We start from the raw sequence: 21,563 nt of genomic DNA, 5'->3' as shown, positions 1-21,563 counted from the left end.
AGCACTGCGCGTACATCTCCCACATTGACGAAAACCACAATCGTCAGCTGGTTCCTCGAGCGCGCGGCACACCGCCGCGCTGTATGCGGAGCTTCCGATCCGAAAAGCCTTGGCTCCGGGGAGTTGCGAAGGCGCCGTCGCCGCCGTCAACGAAACCGTCGGCGTGCTGTACCAGCAGACCGGGAGCGGTCTCGTCCAGCACCGGATCGACACGCTGGATTCGGTCCCCGAGCTCGGCCGGCGCTGCCGGATCGGTTACGCGGCCCCGGGAACTGTGGCGCGCGTGACGGCGGCGGAAGTTCCGGGAGGCGGCTCCAACGGGCGGCGATAAAATATCGGCGATAACGAAAGCGGCTCTCCGCGTCGGCGGAGGGCCGCTTTCGTCTTGTCGGCGCGGGCGGCGGGGCCCCTCCACGGGAGCGACGTCCTCTCGCGGCGATGACGCCCTCGTCGTTTTTTTGCCGTGCTCCGGCGCTGTCGGCAAAGTTTTTAACAAATAATACTTGATTATCCAAAAAAGGTCGGCGCATAAAAATCGGGACTTTACTTTTGAATGATAACTAAAAGAACGCTTCGGGGTGGGGGTATGCCTTCGTGATGTCTTGCAAAAACAGTAAAAATCGGTTTAAATTTTACACACAAAAGGGCGTTTATCTTTGTTGCGTTTTTTTCCGTTTCGTCAGAAGCCGCCGTTTTCGGTTTCAAAAGCCGCGGCGGCACAATCCATCCCATTCAAGGAGGTTCGCATGAAAAAGAACCGAAAACAGGAAATCGCGCGTTACCGCAGCGGGCTGGCCGCCAAGGCGCTGGCCGCCTCGCTGCTGCTGGCCGCCTCGTCGCTGCCGGCGGCGGCCAAGACGATCGACAACAACAATCCTTTTGCGATCGAGCTCGGCATTGTCAACTTCGCCGCCGGCGGCGGCGCGCTCAACATCACCGGCGACGTGAACGAAAGCGTGACCGGCGAGGCCCTTTCCGTCACCGGCAATCACGCCGTTGCCGGCGCTTCGGCCGCCCTCGCGCCGTTCTCGCTCAAGCTGGAAGACATTCCGCCGCTGACGGGATTGGTTACGGGCACCCTGAGCGGAGAATTGAATCTCTCCGCGGCCGGCGGCGGCGGGCTGGCGGCCCTTGATAACGTCAACGCCGAAAGCGCCACGCACGCGCTGGACGTCTCCGGCAACAGCGCTTCCGCGACCGGCGCGCTGAGCGCGGCGCTCGGCGGCGGCGTGCTCAGCGTCAGGGGAGGCAGTACGCTGAAAGGCCAGACCGGCGTCAGCGTCACGGGCAACTCCGCTTCGGCTCAGGTGGTCTCGCCGCTCAAAGCTTCCGTTGAGGCGCTGGACGCGGGCTCCGTCAAAGCCGACGCTATCGCTCTCGAAGGCTCGCTGGCCGTGGCCGGCGGCGGCGCGGCAGCGGCCATGATGGGATCGGCGGCAATCGTCAGCGATAACGGCGCAGTGGACTTTTCGAACAACTCGGCCTCGGCGTCGGGCGGCATCGCCGCGGCGCTGGGCGGCGGCGCTCTCAGCGTGATGGGCGACGTCTTTGTCGCGGGCGACAAAGACGTCAGCGTCACGGGCAACTCCGCTTCGGCGCAGGTCGCCTCGCCGCTCAAGGCGTCTGTCGAAAAACTCGAGGTAACGGGCGTCGCCACGGTTGAAAACGTCGCTCTCGAAGGCTCGCTGGCGCTTGCCGGCGGCGGCGCGGCGGCCATGACGGGACCGGCGGCAATCGTCAGCAACAGCGGCGCGGTGGACTTTTCGAACAACTCGGCCTCGGCGTCGGGCGGCATCGCCGCGGCGCTGGGCGGCGGCGTTCTCAGCGTGATGGGCGACGCCTCCGTCGACGGCGACAAAGACGTCAGCGTCGCGGGCAACTCTGCTGCGGCGCACGTAAGCGCCCCGCTCAAGGCGTCTGTCGAAAAACTCGAGGTAACGGGCGTCGCCACGGTTGAAAACGTCGCTCTCGAAGGCTCGCTGGCGCTTGCCGGCGGCGGCGCGGCGGCGGCCATGACGGGACCGGCGGAAATCGTCAGCAACAGCGGCGCGGTGGACTTTTCGAACAACTCGGCTACGGCGTCGGGCGGCATCGCCGCAGCGCTGGGCGGCGGAGCCCTCAGCGTGATGGGGAACGTCGATTTCGACGGCGATCAGGGCGTCGCTCTCGCGGGCAACTCGGCCTCGGCCCAGGTAAACAGCCCGCTGAGTCTGAAAGTCGGGGCCGTGGCGCTGCCGGGACCGAAAAAGATCCTCGACGGCGTTTCCCTCGAAGGTTCTCTGGCCATGGCGGCCGGCGGCGCGGCTTTCTCCGGCCGCTGGATCGAAGTAAAAGGCAACGACGGCGCTGTTCTGCTGTCGGGCAACTCGGCGGCGGCGTCGGGCGCGCTCGCTCTGGCGGCCGGCGGCGGTCTGGCTGCGGTCGAAGAGATCGAGATCACCGGTAAATCCGCGGCGCTGAAGGGCAATTCGGCGTCGGCGGCGTCAAACGGAAACGTGGCGCTGACCGTCGAAGGGCTGGCGCTTGACGGCGTGTTGCCTCCGTTCCCCGAGCTGAAACTGCAAAAAGGCGCGCTGCGCCTGCCCCTGGCGGCGGCGGTCGGCGGCGCGGGAGCGTCCGTCAGCGATATCGACGTCACCGCCGACGAGACGGTCGAACTGTCGGGCAATACGGCTGCGGCGTCCGGCGGCATCGCCGCGGCGCTGGGCGGCGGATTGGCCGGCTTCGACGACGTGGATCTGATCGGGCCGAAGGGCGTTTCCGTCACGGGCAACGCCGCGCAGGCGACGGCGCAGAACTTCGAGCTGCTGGGACTGGAGGGCGTCTCCGTCGTTTACGACGACGACGCCGACCCGGCGACGCCGAACTACAAGCAGTCGCTCGATTCCCTGTCGCTGCAGGGTTCCCTCGCCGCGGCGCTGGGCGGCGGCGTGCTCGGCGTCGGCACGTATCTTGACGCGGGGAGCGAAACGCTCGCCCTGAACGGCAACGCGGCGGCGGCTTCCGGCGGTCTCGCGGCGGCGGCCGGCGGCGGTTTCGCCGATTTCGGCAGCGCGGCGCTGAAGGGAAAAACCGTCGAGATGAAGGACAACGCCGTTTCCGCGACGGCGGAAGGCGGTTTGTCGCTCGAGGCGAAGGGCCTGTCGCTCGACCTCGGCTTCGCCGCTCCCGGCGCGAAAGTTTCGCTCGGCGCCTTCGCGCTGAAGCTGCCCGTGGCGGCGGCGATCGGCGGCGCGGGGGCGGGCATCGGCGGCATCGAAGCCAAAGCCGCGGAGACGATCGAACTGTCGGGCAACTCGGCCTCGGCGTCCGGCGGCATCGCCGCGGCGCTGGGCGGCGGATTGGCCGGCCTTGGCTACATCGACCTGATCGCGCCGCAGCGCGTCTCGCTCGCGAACAACACGGCCTTTGCCAAGGCCGCGGGCGGTGCGGAGCTGAACGTTGAAGGGCTTGAACTCGCTCTGCCGGGCTTCCTTCCGCAGCCCGTCTCGCTCGGCAAACTGGAAGGGCGCGCCCCGATCGCGGCGGCGTTCGGCGGCGCGATCGCCGGAGACGGCTGGATCGAGACCGAGAAGCTCGTCGTATCGGACAACGCCGCGCTGGCGCAGGGCGGCCTGGCCGCGGCCATCGGCGGCGTCGGGATGACGACCGTCGCTGATCCCGGCACGGGCAATCCTGTGTCGGCGCAGTTCCGCGGCAACCGCGCCGAGGCGCTGGGCAGCGAGAAGATCTCGCTCAGCGTCGCGGGGCTGAAGCTGGGCGGCATGACGCCGTTCGGCGAAGGGACGACGAGTTTGAGCGGCTCGGTCGCGGCGGCGATCGGCGGCGCGGGAATCGTCACCGCCGACACGCTTCCCAACGGCGGCGCGGTCCTGTTCGCGGACAACCGGGCGTCGGCCGACGGCTCGCTGGCGGCGGCGCTGGGCGGCGCGACGGCGGACTTCTCCACGGACAATACGAACTATCCCGACGAGGTCGCTTTCACCCGCAACCGGGCGCTGGCCCGCAACAGCACGGGCATCCCGCTGAGCATCGAGGGCGACGCGCTCAAGGAGCTGGCCGTGAACCTGGTCGGTTCGCTCGACCCGGCCAACGAGGAAGGGCTCAAGGCGCTGGCGAACGCGGCGCTGAGCGCGCGCTCCATCGCCTTCGCGGCGGGCGGCGCGGCGTTCATGCCCGATGACATTTTCGCCGGGCGCGAGGTCAACTTCGTCGCCAACGAAGCGGCCGCCGAGGGCGACCTGGGCGTGGCGCTGGGCGGCGCGGTGACGGGCTTCGGCAACGTTGACATCGAGTCGGACGGCAACGTCACCTTCGCCGGCAACAAGGTTTCCGGCAGCACGCTGGCGCTGGGCGGCGCGGTCTACACGTTCGGTGATCTGAATCTGATCGCCCCGCAGGGGCGCGTCGCCTTCATGAGCGCCGGCGACGACGCGGTCTTCCGCGGCACGCTGACGATCGAGAGCGAAACGCTGCTGGGCGTCAAAGGCGCAGAACTCGTCGACCAGAAGCTGGCGCTGAGCGAGGCGGGCGTTCCCGACGCCGTCGCCAAGATCTTCACTCCGGCGGGCGGCGCGGCCGACCTGACGGCGGTCGAAGCGTTCGTCGGCGAGAAGGGCGAGCCGGGCGGACTGTTCCGCATCGCCGCCGATACGGTCGACCTGAAAAACGATTCCGAAGCGATGGTCCTCGGCGCTTCCGGCGACGGCAAACATTACTTCATGACCGTGGAAAGCCCGGCCATCACCGGCGGCGGCGCCTTCAAGGCGACGAAATACCGCAACGCCTCCGTCGGCTTCGACGTGGACGGCGACGCGCGGCACTACTACCTCGACGTGAAGGACAGCAAGGATCTGGTCTGGAACGGCACGACCAACGCCGATTGGGACATCGACGCAACGCAAAACTGGAAAGACGGCAACGGCGCCGCCGAGAAATTCTTTAACGCCGACCGCGTCGCCTTTGACGATACGGCGAAAGAATACGTCGTGGACGTGGTCGATCCCGTGGTGTTGCCCGGCGCGATGACCGTGGCGGGGGCAAAGGATTACGCCTTCGTCTCGACGGCGGGCGCGCCGCATCTGATCGGCACGCCGGCGCTGGCGCTGACGGGATCGGGCAAGACGGCCTTCGCCAATCTCGACGTGGCGGTGACGGAGTCCTTCACGGCCGGCGCGGCTTCGCAGCTGGTCGCCGACGGGACGCGGACGGCCGGCGGCATGGCCGTCGTGCGCGGCACGGGAAGCGCGGCGCTGAACGTCGAAAAGGGCGCGGCGCTGATGGTGCAGAAGGCGGAGCTGAACATCCCCTACCGCATCGTCGACGGCTTCGCCGGCTACGGCCCCGTCATGAACTGGCACACGCAGCCCTACGCGGGCGCGATCTTCGACGAGGCGGCGCTCGCCTACGCGCCCGAAGGCGCGTGGGATCCGATCACGGAAGGCTACGTGACGCTGTGGGACGAGGGAACGGTGACGTTCACCGACCGCTTCCGCATGGAATCCGATCCGGCCGCGCTGCTGTCGCTGGCCAACACGGCGCTGACGCTCTCGCGTTCCTTCGCGGGCACGCTCAACGCGCGCGCTTCCAGCCGCCAGAACGCCACCGGCGACCTGAGCAGTCTCGGGCGCATGAACTTCGTGCCTGACGCCGGCGCTCCCGCGGCCGACAAGGGCGTGTGGGGCTCGATCTGGTACGGGCACAGCGACGTGGACGGCATGACCGTGGCCGGCGCCAAGGGCGTCTTCGAGCAGGACAGCACCACCAAGTCCTACGGGGCCACGATCGGCGGCGACTTCACGCGCCGCGGCTTCACCACGGGTCTGGCCGTGCAGCTGGGCAAGTACGACATCGACGGCGCGTACGGCTCCGACGCCGACGGCAAGTTCATCGGCGTGGGCCTGTACGGCGGCTTCAAACGCGGAGCCTGGGAGTTCACGGGCGACCTCGGCTACAACTGGTTCGACACGGACGTGACGGCGAATCTGTCGGGCGGCTCGTTCAGCGCCGACGGCGTCAAGGGACACGTAGCGACGGCGGGCGTACGCGCCAACTGGCATCTGCCGGCCCGCGGTTCCGTGCAGGTGACGCCGTTCCTCGGCCTGCGCTTCAGCCGCTACGACCAGGACGCCTACGACATGAAGGGCAGCTTCATCGAGCAGAAGATCCGCTCCGAAGACTCCTCCGTCGACCAGTGGACGCTGCCTCTGGGCGTGCGCTTCGACTGGAACCTGAAGAACCGGGGCGACTGGGAGCTGAAACCGTCGCTGGAGATCGCCTACGTGCGCGCTTTCGGCGACACGGACATCGATTCCCGCCTGAGATTCCTCGGCAGCGGCTCGACGCTGCCGGCCATGGACTTCACCTCGGCGGTGACGGACGAGAACAGCTTCCGCACGGCACTGCAGCTGGAAGGCAAGCGCAGGAACATGACGCTGGGACTGAACCTGTCGGGGCAGTTCTCGAGCAACCAGAAGGATCTCGGCGTCGGCGCCACGGTGCGCTGGGACTTCTAGCACGCGACGCGAAATCGCAAAGACGTCGCGACACGACAAAAGGAGGATCGCCGATTTCCGGTGATCCTCCTTTTCTCATACAAACCAAACCGTTATGCCGCAACGATCTGCGCAAAAATGTTCCACGTGGAACATCGGAAAACAAAAAACGCCGCGCGGACACAACGACGCGGAAAAATCCGCGGACGCCGTATTTCCATGAAACCGTTTTTCGCTTTTCTCCGCTTCGCCGCTTCTCCGCGGCGGATCTTGTTTTACTCGACGGCGGCGATGACTTCGATCTCCACTTTCAGGCCGGCGTTCAGTGCGCCGACGGGGACGATCGAGCGGGCCGGATGGCGGTCGCCGAAGAACTCGGCGTAGCACTGGTTCACTGCGGCCCAGTCGTCCTGGCTGCCGACGAAGGCGGTGGTCTTCAGCACTTTGTCGCGCGAGGAGCCGCACTCTCTGAGGATGAGGTCGACGTTGTTCAACGCGCGCATGGTTTCCTCTTTCATGGACCCGGGGCGGTTCTCGCCCGTTTCCGGATCTTTGGAGAGCTGGCCGGAAATGAAGATCAGTCCGTCGTGAATCAGCGCCAGCGCGTAATGTCCGCGCGGTTTCAGCCCTTTGACCCGCATGATTTCTTTCATTGAACGCACGCTCCTTTTATTTTTTGCCCGAAGCGGGCTTTTTCACCCGGACGGTGACGGTCGAGCCGCCGCGCTTCAGGTCGAGGATGGCCGTCAGACCGCCGGCAACGCGCTTTTCGATGGTTTCGCGAGCTTTGGCGGCGCCCATGTCGCCGAACGTGACCAAATTGATTTCGACGATCTCGTCGCCAGGCTTCACGCCCGCGGTCTCAGCCGGCGAACCAGAGGCCACCGACATGACGCGCCCTGCGTCGTCGAACTCCATGCCGCTGGACGAAACGGCGAGGGCGGCCTCGCGCGCTTTCTTCTCTTCGGGGGAGACCCAGCGCCGCGTCGAGGCTTCCACTTCTTCGCGCGTCCAGCCCGGCCAGACGTCGCTCACCCCGAAGAGTCGTTCGAGCCGCGCCGTCTGGGCGGGGATGTAGTCGTTGCTCAGCTCGGCGTGGTAGCGTTCGCCGTTGGGACGCTCCATCTCGACGGTGAAGGGCTTGCCGTAGTCGCTCCACTGGTATTTGCGGCCGAAATAATCAAGCGCCACGCTGTCGGCCGGGGTCTTATTGATGATGCGGATGCGGTCGCCGGCGCGGATGCCGGCGTCCCAGGCCGAGCTGCCTTCGAGCACGTCGGCCACGTACATGCGGCCGTTCCGCGCTTCGAGGTCCAGCCCCGAGCCCCAGCCGCCCGTGAAGAAGGCCTGGGCGTAGCGGACGTAGGCGTGGAAGTCGCCGCAGTCGCGCGATACGGTGCGCTCCCGGCGCCACATGCCGGGATTGGCGACCAGGTCGGCGCGCATCCTCACGGTCAGGCCGCCGTCGCGGGAGGGACGGAAGTTGAACGTGGCCCGCTCCTCGGCGAAGTCCACGGGCTCGCGTTCCCAGCGGTCGGGAACGAGGGGGTCGCGCGAGGGGACGCGGTACTCCGGCATCAAATGTTCCACGCGGGACGCGGGAATCTCTTTCGCCATCGCCATGGTGGCGTCGTTCCGCTCGATCACATCCATTTGACCGGCGCCGTCGTAGGTCGCCAGGATAAACGTCTGCAGCTGGGCGGCGTCGAAACCGTACACCGTGATCGATTCGGACGCGGCCGCCGGCGCCGCGACGCTCAGAAAAACAGCCGTGCAGACCAAAAATTTTTTCATCAGCATGCCTCCTTGAAAGTCGTTGGGAAAAACTGAGACTATTGTAAGGCAGAAACGCGGCAAACGCCACCGGCACTACGATCATCCCGCAATCTTCGCAATATTCATTGACAATTTCGGGGGAGGCGCTGTATACTTAGCAGCATCGAAAAGTATCTTGCCCACAGAGGCATGACGGAGCGTTCCTGATGATGAACGTCAGCTTTTTTGCAGCCGAATACTATTACTTTTACTTTTTTGGAGCTTCCAGAAAAGTGATTTTGTGCTGCCAAAAAGCTGATCGGTAAAACGCAGTTTTTTTCGGGGAGTCATAAGGCCGTGCAGAATCGCTGCACGGCCTTGTTTTTTTCCGTCCGCAGAGGACGAGACGGTTTCGACGATTTTTTAAGGAGGAGTTTTGCATGATCGCAGTCTTGAAAAACGGCACCACCCCGGAGCAGCGCGACAGTCTCTGCAAATGGTTCGAGAGCATGGGGCTTTCCTGCCACGTTTCGCAGGGCGAGTTCCACACCATCATCGGCCTCATCGGCGACGTCAGCAAAGTCGATATCGAGATGCTCGAGAGCCTGTCCATCGTCGAGCGCGTCACGCGCATCAGCGATCCGTTCAAAAAGGCGAACCGCAAGTTCCACGAGGAGCCCACCGTCGTCGACGTGAGCGGCGTCAAGATCGGCGGCGGCCATTTCCAGATCATCGCCGGTCCCTGCTCGGTGGAAAGCCGCGAGCAGATCATCGCCGTCGCCAAAGCCGTCAAGGCTTCGGGCGCGACGATGCTGCGCGGCGGCGCGTTCAAGCCGCGCACGTCGCCTTACGCGTTCCAGGGGCTGCACGGCGAGGGGATCGGGCTGCTGCTCGAGGCCAAGAAGGAAACGGGGCTGCCGCTGGTCTCGGAGATCATGAACATCAACGATCTCGACCTGTTCGCCGAGGTGGACGTGCTTCAGGTGGGAGCGCGCAACATGCAGAACTTCGACCTGCTCAAGGAATTGGGGCATTGCCGCAAGCCGATTCTGCTCAAACGGGGGCTGGCCAACACGCTCAAGGAACTGCTGATGAGCGCGGAGTACATCATGGCCGGCGGCAACGGGAACGTCATTCTCTGCGAGCGCGGCATCCGCACGTTCGAAACCTACACGCGCAACACGCTCGATCTTTCCGCCGTGCCCGTGCTGCACGAGCTCACTCACCTGCCCGTGATCATCGATCCCAGTCATTCCACGGGCTACTCGCGCTACGTGGCGCCGATGTCCTATGCCGCCGCCGCGGCCGGCGCCGATGGGTTGATCATCGAGGTCCACAACGATCCCGCCCACGCGCTGTGCGACGGCGCCCAATCGCTGACGCCCGGGCAGTTCGACGAGGTGGCGCGGAAGGTGCGGCGGGTACGCGAGGCGCTGGCATGAAGACGATCGGCATCGTCGGACTGGGATTGATCGGCGGTTCGTTCGCGCGCGCTTACAAGGCGGCCGACGAGACGTTTGTCGTTTACGCCGCCGAACAAGATCAGTCCACGCTGCAATTCGCCCGGCTGCTGGGAGCCATCGACGGCGAACTGAACCGCGAGACGCTGGGGAAATGCGACGGCGTGCTGGTCTGCCTGCACACGGAACTTTCCTGCCAGTGGCTGGAGGCAAACGCGCCCTTCATTCCGGCATCGGCGCTGGCGATGGACTGCTGCGGCACCAAGCGCCGCATTTGCGAGCTCGGCTTCCGGCTCGCCAGGCAGTACGGTTTCGAGTACGCCGGCGGCCATCCGATGGCGGGCACGCACCGTTGGGGATTCAAAAACAGTCGCGCCGACATGTTCCGCGGCGCCAGTTTTGTCGTGGTGCCGCGAGTGTACGACGACGTCACGCTGCTGGAGCGCGTCAGGAGTTTCGTGATGCCGGCGGGGTTCCAACGCCTCGCCGTGACGACGGCGGAGAATCACGACCGGCTGATCGCCTTCACGTCGCAGCTGGCGCACGTGGTCTCGAACGCTTACGTGAAAAGCCCGACAGCGCGCGAGCACCACGGCTTCTCCGCCGGCTCCTACCGCGATCTGACCCGCGTGGCCTGGCTGAACCCGACGATGTGGACGGACCTGTTCCTCGAGAACCGCGACCATCTGCTCTTCGAGATCGACCAGATTCTCGGCGAACTGCGACAGTATCGCGACGCCATCGCCGCCGGCGACGAAAAACGGCTTTGGCGGCTGCTCGAGGAGGGACGCCGGAGAAAGGAAGAGGTGGACGGATAAATGAACAGCGTCACAGTTTCCACGCCTTCGAAGAAGTACTACGTTCACACCGGCGCCGATCTGCTCAGCGCCGCCGGCGAGATCGCCGCGCCCCTGCGCGGTGCCGGGCAGGCGCTGATCGTCTCCGACGCCAACGTGGCGCCGCTCTACGCGCGGCGCGTCGTCGACTCGCTGGAACACGCCGGTTTCCGGCCGACTCTGCACGTCGTTCCCGCCGGCGAGCAGAACAAGAACATGCGTTCGCTCTTTGACCTGCTCAACCGCATGGCCGCCCTGCGCATGATCCGCAGCGACACGCTCTTCGCCCTCGGCGGCGGGGTCGTCGGCGATTTGGGCGGGCTGGCGGCCTCGCTGTATATGCGCGGCATCGGCCTCGTACAACTGCCGACGTCGTTGCTGGCCGCGGTCGACTCATCGGTGGGCGGCAAGACGGCCATCGACCTCGAGACAGGCAAAAACCTGGTCGGAACCTTCTACCAGCCCGATCTCGTGCTCTACGACACGGAAACGCTGGCGACGCTGCCGAAAGAGCAGCTGGCCAACGGCTTCGGCGAGATCATCAAGACGGGCATGATCCGCGACGCCAAACTCTTCGACGCGGCGCGCAAGCCCAACCTCGGCGCCGCCGAAATCGCCGGAATCGTGCACCGCTGCGTGGAGATCAAACGCGACGTGGTGCGCCGCGACGAGAAGGAGACGGGGCTGCGCCAGATCCTCAACTTCGGGCATACGTTCGGCCACGCCGTGGAAAAGTGCAGCGGCTTTTCGATCCCGCACGGTTTTTGCGTCGCCATCGGCATGATGATTGTCACCGCCGCCTGCGCCAAACGCGGCATCTGCGCGCCGGAGACCCTTATCCAGCTGTCCGGCGCGCTGCGGCTGCGCGGCCTGCCGCAGACGACCCGATTCGAAGCCGACGAACTCTTCGCAGGCATGCTCGCCGACAAAAAGCGCGCTTCCGACACGGTCACGCTCGTGCTTCCCCGCAGCATCGGCAGCGTGGAACGGCGCAAGGTCATGCTCGAAGAGGCGCGCGCGTTCCTCGCGGACGGGCTCGAAGCCCTGTCCGCGGACGAAACGGAGGTTGTCACGGCATGATCGTCACCATCACGCCCCGCAAGCTGAGCGGCACGATCGCCGCCATTCCCTCGAAGTCGCACGTCCACCGCCTGCTGATCTGCGCCGCGCTGGGCGACCGGCCGGCGACGCTGCCCTGCCGCGTCGTCTCGCAGGACATCGAAGCCACAATGCGCTGCCTGAGAGCGCTGGGAGCCGAGATCGCCGTCGACGGCAGCGTCATCGCCGTCACGCCGCTGGACCGGAACGCGAGCGGCGCGGTCGAACTCGACCCGGGGGAAAGCGGCTCCACGTACCGTTTCATGACGCCGCTGGCGGCCGCGCTGGGGCGAAAGGCGCGCTTCACGCTGCACGGCAAACTGCCGTCGCGGCCGATGGACGATCTGTGGAACGAAATGGAGCGGCATGGAGTCGTCATCGCCGGCAAGGGAACGGATCACCCCGTCGTCGAGGGACGGCTGACGGCCGGCCGGTACCGTCTGCCCGGCACGGTGTCGTCGCAGTTTTTCACGGGACTGCTCTTTGCGCTGCCGCTGCTCGAAGGCAGCAGCCGCGTCCTCATCGCCGACCGATTGGAATCGGCCGGTTACGTCGACATGACGCTGGCGGCGCTGGCCGCCTTCGGCATCGTCATCGGCCGTTCCGCCGGCAGGTTCTCCGTCTCCGGCGCGCAGCGATACGTCGCCCCCGCCGGGCTGAGAGCCGAAGGCGATTGGTCCAACGCGGCCTTTTGGCTTTGCGCCGGAGCGGCCGGCGCAAAGCTCGCCGTCACGGGGCTGGCGCTGCCGTCGTTGCAGGGCGACAGCGCCGTGGCGGAAATTCTGCGGCGCATGAGCGCCAAGGTCTCGATCGCCGGCGATTCCATCACGGTGGCGCCGGCGGAGCTGCGCGAAACATGCATCGACGTGGGCGACACGCCCGATCTGGTGCCCGCGCTGGCCGTCGCCGCCGCCGCGGTCAAAGGGCGCACGGCGATCGTGAACGTCGGGCGGCTGCGCCTCAAGGAAAGCGACCGCGTCGCCTCGGTCTGCGGCGCGCTGAACGCGCTGGGAGGGCACGCGGTACCCGACGGCGACTGCATCCTCATCGACGGGTGCGGCTCGCTGCGCGGCGGCATCGTCGACGCGTGCGGCGATCACCGCATCGCCATGCTGGGCGCGGCCGCCTCGGTGCTGTGTTCCGAGACGGTCACGATCACGGGCGCGGAAGCGGTGGACAAATCCTATCCGGGCTTTTTCGACGATTTCGCCGCGCTCGGCGGCGTCGTCAGAACGGAGGTATGATCATGAGTTCAAGCTGGGGCGAACGCATCCGTCTCTCCATCTTCGGGCAGTCCCATTCGGCCGCCGTCGGCGCCGTAATCGAGGGGCTTCCGGCCGGGTTCCGCGTGGACATGGAGCGTCTGGACGCCTTCATGAAACGCCGCGCGCCCGGCGGCCCGCTGGCGACGCCGCGCCGCGAAGACGACCGGATCGAGTTCCTTTCGGGGCTTGCCGGCGGGCGGCTGTGCGGTTCTCCGCTCTGTCTGATCATTCGCAACGCCGACGCGCGTCCCGGCGATTACTCCGAATTTCGGGACGTGCCGCGGCCGGGGCACGCCGACTACACGAGTTCCGTCAAATACGGCGGTTTTCAGGACGCCTCGGGCGGCGGCCATTTTTCCGGCCGGCTCACGGCGCCGCTGACCGCGGCCGGCGGCGTTTGTCTGCAAATTCTCGAGGCGCGGGAAATTTTCGTCGGTGCGCATCTTAGAAGCGTCGGCGGCGTGGAGGACTGCGCTTTCGACGCCGTGTCCGTCTCCCGAGCCGACTTCGACGCACGCCTCTTCTCGCCGCTGACGGTGCTCGACGCGGCCGCCGGGGCACGCATGGCCGCGGCGATCGAGGGCGCCCGCGCCGCGGGGGATTCGCTCGGCGGCGTGGTCGAATGCGCCGCCGCCGGCCTGCCGGCGGGGCTCGGCGAGCCGATGTTCGGCGGGCTTGAAAACAGGATCGCCTCCCTGGTCTTCGGCATTCCCGCCGTCAAGGGCGTGGAATTCGGCAGCGGTTTCGCGGCCGCGGCCATGAGGGGCAGCGAGCACAACGATCCTTTCGCGCTGCGGGACGGCACCGTAGTCACGGCCACGAACAACGCCGGCGGCATTCTCGGCGGCATTTCCACGGGCATGCCGCTGATCTTCCGCGCCGCCTTCAAACCGACGCCTTCCATCGCCCGCGCGCAGCGGACCCTCAGCCTCAGCGCCATGCAGCTCACGGAATTGAATATCAAAGGCCGTCACGATCCCTGCGTGGCCGTGCGCGCCGTCCCCGCCGTCGAAGCGGCCGCCGCCGTCGCCCTCTGCGACGCCTTGCTTCCGGGAAACTATGAACCGCTCAAAGGAGCCGAATGAAAATGGACATGAAAGATCTTCGCACTCAAATCGACGAGATCGACCGCGGCCTGGTCGACCTGATCACGCGACGCTTCGCCGTCGTGCGCGATATCGCCGCCTACAAGGCCAAAAACAACATTCCCATCCACGATCCCGCCCGCGAACGTCAGAAGCTCAACGATCTGGCCGATTCGGTCGGCGAAGAGCTGGCGCCGTCCATGGACGCGCTGTTCTCGCTGATCTTCGACCTGAGCCGTTCCGAGCAGCACCGCATCATCGCCGGCGGCTCGCCGCTCAAACAGCAGATCTCGCTGGCGCTGGCCAATACGCCGGCGCAGTTTCCCGTCCGTTCTGCGGTCGCCTGCCAGGGCGTGGAAGGGGCCAATTCGCAGATGGCCTGCGAGCGCATTTTCCCCTCGGGCAGCATCATGTACTTTCAGTACTTCGAAAACGTCTTCTCCGCCGTCGAGCAGGGGCTGTGCCGCTACGGCGTGCTGCCCATCGAGAACAGCACGGCCGGCTCGGTGAACCGCATCTACGATCTGATGATGGAGCACAGCTGCTACATCGTGCGCAGCTGCCGCGTCAAGATCGACCACTGCCTGCTTGCCAATCCCGGCGTTTCCATCGGCGACATCAAAGAGATCATCTCTCACGAGCAGGCGCTGGCGCAGAGCCAGAGCTTCCTCAAGTCGCTGGGGGTCAAGGTCACGCCCGTCAAGAACACGGCCGTCGCCGCGCAGATGGTGCGCGAGTCGGGGCGCAAAGATCTGGCGGCGCTGTCGTCGCGCAGCTGCGCCGAACTCTATGGTCTGGATTGCCTCAAAGCTTCCGTGCAGGACGCTGGCAGCAACTTCACGCGCTTCATCTGCATCGCCAAAGATCTGGAGATCTATCCCGGCGCCAACCGCACCAGCCTGATGATGGTGCTGCCGCACAAGCGCGGCTCGCTGTCGCACGTGCTGTCTCGTTTCAAGGCCCTGGACATCAATCTGCTCAAACTGGAGAGCCGGCCGCTGGCCAACAGCGATTTCGAATTCATGTTCTATTTCGACCTCGACTCCTCCGTCTATAACGATTCCTTCCTGCGCGTCTTCGACGACCTGCAGGGCGCCGTCACCACGCTCAAATATCTGGGCAGCTACTCCGAGGTGGTGTAAATGGGGCGCTTCGGCCTGATCGGCCGCGCGCTCGGCCACAGTTTCTCGCCCGCTATCCACGCCCTGATCGGCGATTATGAGTACAAGCTCTATCCCCTGGAGCCGGAAGCGCTGGACGGCTTTCTGCGCGCAAGCGACGGCGATGGCTTCAACGTCACCATTCCCTACAAGATCGACGCGATGCGAAGCTGCCGCGAGCTGTCGGAGCGCGCCCGCGCCATCGGCTGCGTCAACACCGTGACGCGCCTGCCCGACGGGGAATGGCGCGGCGACAACACAGACTGGGACGGTTTTCTGCATCTGCTCGGGGAAGATGCGGAACGCCTGCGCGGCCGTCCCGCGCTCGTGCTGGGCAACGGCGGCGCTTCGCGCACCGTGCGCGCTGTGCTGGCAAGCTGCGGCATTCCCTTCGCCGTGATCTCGCGCTCGGGGGACGATACCTATGCCACCCTCGAACGACACGCCGACGCCGAACTGATCGTCAACACGACGCCCGTGGGAATGTACCCGAAAAACGGCGCCTCCCCCGTGGACCTGCGGCTCTTTCCCAGATGCCGGCTCGTGCTCGACGTGATCTACAACCCTCTGCGCACGGCGCTGCTCCTTCAGGCCGAAGAGCTCGGCCTCCCCGCGCGCGGCGGCTTGGCGATGCTGGCTGCCCAGGCCGTGCGCGCCGGCGAACTGTTCCTCGGCCGCGAACTGCCCGCGACACTGGCAGACCGCATCACCGCAGCCATCGCCCGCCGTACCGGCAACGTCGCGCTCATCGGCATGCCCGGCTGCGGCAAGACCACAACGGCGCGGGCGCTCGGCCGGCTGACGGGGCGCCCCGTGCGCGACATCGATCAGCTGATCGAGGCGAGCGAAGGCCGTCCGATCGCCGAAATCTTCGCGCGACGCGGCGAAACCGCCTTCCGCAGGCTCGAGACCGAAGCGCTGGCCGGCGTCTCCAAGGAGAGCGGCATCGTCATCGCCACCGGCGGCGGCGTGGTCACGCAGCCGCGCAACCGTCCGCTGCTTCGTCAGAACGGCGTCTGCGTTTGGCTTGACCGCCCTGGCGAACTGCCCGTCGACGGACGGCCCCTGTCGCAGTCCGTCGGCGTGGAAGAACTGCGCCGCCGGCGTCTGCCGCTGTACCGCGCCTGGGCCGACCTGACCGTTTCCGCGTCGTCGGCGCAGGATGCCGCCGCAAAAATCAAGGAGGCTTTGCAGCTATGAAGATCCTCGTCGTCAACGGCCCCAACATGAACATGCTCGGCGTGCGCGAGCCGGGAATCTACGGCCGCGCCACGCTGGCCGACCTGGAGAAAATGATCCGCGCCCACTGCGCCGCCGCCGGCGCGGACGTGGAATTCTTCCAGAGCAACCACGAGGGCGCGATCGTCGACCGCATCCAGGAAGCCTATGGGAACGTCGACGGCATCGTCATCAATCCTGCCGCCTACACCCATACCAGCGTTGCCATTCCCGACGCGCTGCGCGCCGTGGGCATCCCCGCCGTCGAAGTCCACGTCAGCGACATCCAGTCGCGCGAGGATTTCCGCCGCCATTCCTACACCCGCGAAGCCTGCGTCGCCCAGATCGCCGGGCGCGGCCTGAAAGGCTACCTCGACGCCGTCGACCTGCTGCTGAACCGGAATCGGGGATAACAGGCGCCGCTGGGGGAGTTCAGTCGCTCAGAACTACCTCGACTGCTGCGCAGCTCGTTTTGTGAATCCCCCCTACAACGCCCTTGCGTTCGGCTTCTTAATTAAGAAATAGTATTAGTGTTACAGTTTTAGTTTGGGGAGACCTTTTATAAATACCCATGTCACTTATAAAAAATTTCCCCTGAAACAGAACTATGGACTGTTCCAGGGAAAGTTTTTATATACTATAGCAAACAAATTCTAAATATTTTCTAACACAAAACTTTTTTTCATGCTTCCAAGGTATATTGTTCGGGGCTAGCGAGCGCTTTTTCAGACCATTCGATACCAAGTCCGGGGTCATCGGAAACTTCTAAGTAACCGTTTTTGGGCATGATGATCTTGTCGGTCAACTCCATGTTGGTTGGATTCTTGCTGCGCACGTGCTGCTCATGGATAACGAAGTTATTCAGACAGGCCTCGATCTGTACTGACGGAGGCGTAAGCAGATGCGAAGCGCAGGTATGAATTTGAACTCCAATATCAAACACGTAGGCAAGGTCACAGACGCGCTTTGTCTCGGTAATACCTCCGGCGTTACCAAGGTCAGGTTGAATGACCTGCACCGACTTGTTCAGGAAATAGGGGAGATATTCCCAGCGGCCAAAGATGCGTTCGCCATGCGAAATTGGCATTTTAATGTTGTCTTTAACGTTCTTGTTGTTGTAGAACACAGGCGTATTGGGCTCTTCGAAGTAGTATATATTGCAATCTTGGACAGCCGCAGCCAGTTGGATAGCCGATTGTGTGTTGGTACCGGCATGGTTCTCAATGATCAGATCGACATTGGGACCGATAGCATCTCGAACCGCGTGAACGCGTTCGGAATACATATTGACGTAGTAAGGAGACAGAAGACCGAGACGACCGTCTTCGCGAAGAATATTACCTTTATCGTCCCAGTTCAAGAAGTCAATCTTGATGGCATCGTAACCATCAGCAAGTGCCAATTTAGCGCGCTCGACATAGTCTTCCACCGTGACGGCGGGCGAGTCGTACTCTCCCCAGCCAAATTGCAGCTGGCTTGCGTAGCAGCGAACCTTGTTACGACGCTTGCCCCCCAGCAACTTATGCAGGGGCATCTTCAGTGCTTTGCTTTTGATATCCCACAGCGCGATGTCGATGGCGCTTACGCCGCTGTACCAAAAAGCGCCGCCGTTCTGCCCCCAAAAGGTGCGAAGCATCATGTGATCCCAAAGGACTTCGTTGGAAAAAGGATCTTGCCCCACGATCAGAGGCCACAGATCGCGAATCATTCCATAGGCCGCATACGTTGCGTGAATGCCGGCGACTTCACCATCGCCGTAAATCCCCTCGTCGGTAAAAATACGGACGCCAACAACCTTACTTTTCTTAGGGAATTCCGGAGTTTTGGAACGATCATATTCTGTTAGAAAGACCTTCATACTCGTAATTTTCATATCTCATAACCCCTTTCCGTTCTATGATTTTGGAGATGCTTAGTGCTCGAATGAAATGATTCATACAAAATCCGTTTCAGTAATCTTTGTGGTACGCATGCGAATGATACCGTAGATAACAGCTGCAGCAAGAACGCATACATTGATGACGGCCAATTGCATATTAAGATCGATAACGGACTTGTAAATAATATATGCCTGAGCGCAGCCGCTGATAAACATCAAAACATAATAGACAGAATTTGGCATATGCAGCCAAGACCTCTTCCAATTCTCTGCAAATTTTATGGGGAAGATAAATCCCGACATAATTATCAGAGCATTCTGGAAACCGCTGAGAATCAATGTTGAGTTGGTAATCTGTTTAACGCTCATCCCCGTACAGATAGGCAAGCAACCGATAACAAAAATAATTATAATCGCGACCCAATACGCGCCAAAGCGGTTCTGTTTTGCTAAAAACTTCGGCAGCCAGCCTTCTTTGACACCTGCCAGAACAGGCAGAGCAGAGTTCATGATGCCAGAATTCATCGTTGTCAGTAGAGCAAAAATGGGACCGCCAAACATGAACATATAATACAAGAACGTCGGTAATATGGCCCTGGCGGTATCAGTCATAGTACCGTTGGCTGTTTTTTCAAGAGGAAGCACGGCGCCTGATGCGAATCCTACGGCGGTATAAAGTAGAAAGATAATACCCGTCGTAATGAGCATGGCAAGCGGAATGTTCCTTTTGGGGTTTTCCGCCCGTGGCGCGAAATTTGCGACCAGCGAATGTCCGTTAGTTGAGTAGTTGAGTAACACAACCGCTGAAAGCCAGCCCATCAAGCCATTGGTAAACATCTTTGGACTATCAAAATCCAGATAACCGGGCTGAATTTGGAAACAGCAGACAGCAGAGAATGTAAACAAGCAAATCAACAAGCAGGGAGTCGCAAATGACTGAATCTTGGCCATCACATCGACACCGAAAAGGTTGGCCAATGTCAGTACTCCCCATACGGCAATAGCCATGACGATGCGATTCTGCGAGGGATACATGGCCGCCAAATAATTACCTATGGAAAGGACAGCTGTACCGCGTGCCATCCAGTTAACCAGCGATGAGATGGTAATCATGCCGCCGTACTGACGTCCACAAGTACGTGTCACCATTCCGTAAATGCCGCCGGGAACAACCTCCGTGCTGAAAAAGAAAATTTGCGGGAAGATTCGGGCAAGCCCCATAACTACTGCAGCAGAATAAGCGAACCATGCCGAATATCCCGTAACGCCAAGGGCTGCCCCCACAATTGTAACAACGCCGGCGCCGACCACCTGTCCCGTCGCCAACCACACCAGCTGAGACAGGGTAAGTTTGCTGATATTATTCTCCATCCGGAAAACACCTCCATCCAATCCACTGATTGTCAAAAGAATGTTGTACGTTTTGCGAAGTCGCGACTAGTAAGTAGCCTGCGCAGGTATTCAAGGATATCGTCATCGTGGCCACGGTCAAATCATAACTGCTTTGACCTCAAACGAAAATTATTTTTTGATCTCATTAGGATTCGATGTGCATTTCATGTTATGACAAGGATAAAGCTTGATAATCATCAATTCTCTATTACGTAATATTCTTGCTTTATGAAACAGTTTTTGAGTGGGACAGTCTTGTAGAGAAAAATAAAAACATCTTGCAGAATCTGGATCTTTTCCAGCTGCAAGACGCTAAAGGCACTCCAGGATATTTTTAGGAAAGCGCTGATGAATGGCATTTTCTCAAAAATCTCATTCTGCCCAAGATGATATCTACTGACATTCCAGAAACTGAAGTCAGCGCTCTTGACGCCTCCCTAACTTGACGAATTGGGGAAGACTAGTGGTTTGAAGCTGTCGATGTGAAATTTTTTCTCAAGGGATAGCGCTGCGTTTACGATAAAAGTGTAAAAAGTGCGCCTAATGTTCGTCAGTTCAATCGCTTTATTCCATGCAATAACCTGTGTTCGAGGTTCACGAATGAGGGAGGTAAAAGGAACGGCGGTAAGCCCTTCAAGACGCGAGAAATTAGCACCCAGCCCAACGTTCGTCGTAATAAAAACACATTTTTGAGCTCGAATCAGATCGTATCGTAGTATTTCATCGCTTTCAAGAATCTTGGGCTGATTGATTCCATTGTCTCGAAAAATCGTGAGTGAGTGCTGGTATTTACGTGGGTTAGCTTTTTTGTAATACTGAAAAAAGGTCTCATCTTTCAGATCATTGAGACTGACGCTTTCACGCTTGGCAAGACGATGACCACTGCTCATGAGGACATAGTACTTCTCCGGTTTGAATAAAATGTGGTATTTAAATTTGTTATCGGTGACGTTATATACATTCCCTAGATAAAAGTCAAAAGGCTCTGTTAATTGGCCAAAGTCGACAAGCGGAGTAATATTAAGTTGAATATTTGTGAATTTGTTTTTGAAGTCAAGGAAAGTCTCTGCCCAGATATGCGTATTTTCTACAAAGATCAGCAGCGTTTGCGATTGGCGGCTGCGCTGTGCTTCCGCTACTGCAGTGTCAAACAAAGCCTGAGCTTGACTGATATATTTATAAAAAGTTTTACCGCTGGCACTTAAGCGGATGTTGCGCCCCTTACGCTCAAAAAGCTCGACATTTAGCTCTTTTTCCAGCTTTCTGATTGTGGCGCTGAGAGAGGAGGCTGAGATCATGAGTTCTTTCGCAGTCTGGGTCAAATGTTGCCTTTGCGCTAATTTAATGAAATATTGTAGCTGAAGTAGCTCCATGAGCGAGCCTCCCGTCATGTATCGTTCCATTTGAATATTTCTTTGGCTCTGGACACAAGAAGATCATTTTTATTCGATTAATTGGAGAGTGTGTCTATTCTTGGTGCTTATTTTAAGCTATCTCAAAATTTTTGCAATAAAAACAATGGGACTTGGCTATAATGAGCGATCTGTTTCAAATATTTAGTTGTAAGATAGCCCCATTGTAAAATTATCTTCATCAGTTGTGTCCACTGGTGTTCTACGAGCAAATATTCAAACCAAGCATACCGAAGAAGATGTTGCGTTTCCGTTCCGGCGCACGGAGATCCGGTCACTGCTCTGGCAGGTCAATCGCTTACGAAAAATCTTCCGAGCAAGGTTCCTGTAAATTGACAAGGCCCCTGTAAATCGAAAAGAGAGGAAACGGCAACTCAGAAGTGTAAGTTCATCCCAAGAAAGCCTTCCCTGCGGTAGAATACAAAGAAACACCGAAAACGCCCCAAAACCCCGACAGGAGGTACGAGAATGAACCAGACATTTCTGGAACTGCTGGCGGAGATTGAGGA

At 61.4% G+C, this 21,563-nt stretch carries 15 protein-coding genes; 10 read left to right on the top strand and 5 right to left on the bottom strand.

Annotated features, from left to right (window positions below; genetic code table 11):
- The first annotated feature begins 109 nt into the window (after positions 1-109).
- Both FYJ74_RS11205 and FYJ74_RS11200 read left to right on the top strand, forming a co-directional pair.
- Positions 110-331: a KfrB domain-containing protein gene (locus FYJ74_RS11205; RefSeq protein ID WP_154529655.1), complete on the top strand. Its 222-nt coding sequence runs from the start codon at positions 110-112 to the stop codon at positions 329-331.
- 415 nt (positions 332-746) lie between these two features.
- Complete coding sequence (locus FYJ74_RS11200; RefSeq protein ID WP_154529654.1) at positions 747-6,515, top strand: autotransporter family protein; 5,769 nt, start codon at positions 747-749, stop codon at positions 6,513-6,515.
- Between the two features lie 254 nt (positions 6,516-6,769).
- On the opposite strand, the gene FYJ74_RS11195 is transcribed toward FYJ74_RS11200, so the two are convergent.
- Together FYJ74_RS11195 and FYJ74_RS11190 are read right to left on the bottom strand one after the other, a co-directional pair.
- Positions 6,770-7,147 carry a RidA family protein gene (locus FYJ74_RS11195; protein ID WP_154529653.1) on the bottom strand — a complete coding sequence of 126 codons (378 nt, stop codon included), beginning with the start codon at positions 7,145-7,147 and terminating at the stop codon, positions 6,770-6,772.
- 16 nt (positions 7,148-7,163) lie between these two features.
- Positions 7,164-8,288: a PDZ domain-containing protein gene (locus FYJ74_RS11190; protein ID WP_195838899.1), complete on the bottom strand. Its 1,125-nt coding sequence runs from the start codon at positions 8,286-8,288 to the stop codon at positions 7,164-7,166.
- Positions 8,289-8,689: 401 nt separating this feature from the next.
- On the opposite strand from FYJ74_RS11190, the gene aroF reads away from it, so the two are divergent.
- From aroF to aroQ, 8 genes are read left to right on the top strand one after another with little or no spacing between them, the layout of a single operon-like run.
- Positions 8,690-9,691 carry a 3-deoxy-7-phosphoheptulonate synthase gene (aroF, locus tag FYJ74_RS11185; protein WP_154529651.1) on the top strand — a complete coding sequence of 334 codons (1,002 nt, stop codon included), beginning with the start codon at positions 8,690-8,692 and terminating at the stop codon, positions 9,689-9,691.
- Positions 9,688-10,527: a prephenate dehydrogenase gene (locus FYJ74_RS11180; RefSeq protein ID WP_154529650.1), complete on the top strand. Its 840-nt coding sequence runs from the start codon at positions 9,688-9,690 to the stop codon at positions 10,525-10,527. The genes aroF and FYJ74_RS11180 overlap by 4 nt, the downstream gene beginning before the upstream one ends.
- Positions 10,528-11,625: a 3-dehydroquinate synthase gene (aroB, locus tag FYJ74_RS11175; protein ID WP_154529649.1), complete on the top strand. Its 1,098-nt coding sequence runs from the start codon at positions 10,528-10,530 to the stop codon at positions 11,623-11,625.
- Complete coding sequence (gene aroA, locus FYJ74_RS11170; protein ID WP_154529648.1) at positions 11,622-12,887, top strand: 3-phosphoshikimate 1-carboxyvinyltransferase; 1,266 nt, start codon at positions 11,622-11,624, stop codon at positions 12,885-12,887. The genes aroB and aroA overlap by 4 nt, the downstream gene beginning before the upstream one ends.
- A 2-nt stretch (positions 12,888-12,889) precedes the next feature.
- A complete protein-coding gene (gene aroC, locus FYJ74_RS11165) occupies positions 12,890-13,993 on the top strand; it encodes a chorismate synthase (RefSeq protein ID WP_154529647.1) in 1,104 nt (367 codons plus the stop codon).
- Positions 13,994-13,995: 2 nt separating this feature from the next.
- Positions 13,996-15,135 carry a bifunctional chorismate mutase/prephenate dehydratase gene (locus FYJ74_RS11160; RefSeq protein ID WP_154529646.1) on the top strand — a complete coding sequence of 380 codons (1,140 nt, stop codon included), beginning with the start codon at positions 13,996-13,998 and terminating at the stop codon, positions 15,133-15,135.
- Positions 15,136-16,353 (top strand): shikimate kinase, encoded by a 1,218-nt coding sequence (locus FYJ74_RS11155; RefSeq protein WP_154529645.1) that lies wholly within the window; start codon positions 15,136-15,138, stop codon positions 16,351-16,353. It abuts the gene before it with no gap.
- On the top strand, positions 16,350-16,784 hold the full coding sequence (gene aroQ / locus FYJ74_RS11150) for a type II 3-dehydroquinate dehydratase (protein ID WP_154529644.1): 435 nt from the start codon (positions 16,350-16,352) through the stop codon (positions 16,782-16,784). Before FYJ74_RS11155 ends, aroQ begins: the two co-directional genes overlap by 4 nt.
- Before the next feature lie 269 nt (positions 16,785-17,053).
- Here aroQ and FYJ74_RS11145 read toward each other — a convergent pair whose 3' ends face one another.
- From FYJ74_RS11145 to FYJ74_RS11135, 3 genes are all read right to left on the bottom strand, one after another.
- A complete protein-coding gene (locus tag FYJ74_RS11145) occupies positions 17,054-18,244 on the bottom strand; it encodes a mandelate racemase/muconate lactonizing enzyme family protein (RefSeq protein ID WP_154529643.1) in 1,191 nt (396 codons plus the stop codon).
- 60 nt (positions 18,245-18,304) lie between these two features.
- Positions 18,305-19,621, bottom strand: a complete 1,317-nt coding sequence (locus FYJ74_RS11140; RefSeq protein ID WP_154529642.1) for an APC family permease — start codon at positions 19,619-19,621, stop codon at positions 18,305-18,307.
- A 458-nt stretch (positions 19,622-20,079) separates the two neighbouring features.
- A complete protein-coding gene (locus FYJ74_RS11135; RefSeq protein WP_195838898.1) occupies positions 20,080-21,015 on the bottom strand; it encodes a LysR family transcriptional regulator in 936 nt (311 codons plus the stop codon).
- Between the last annotated feature and the right edge of the window lie 548 nt (positions 21,016-21,563).

Origin of the sequence: Pyramidobacter porci (assembly GCF_009695745.1) — a bacterium.
Classification (GTDB): domain Bacteria; phylum Synergistota; class Synergistia; order Synergistales; family Dethiosulfovibrionaceae; genus Pyramidobacter; species Pyramidobacter porci.
This window is presented reverse-complemented; position numbering and strand designations above follow the sequence as displayed.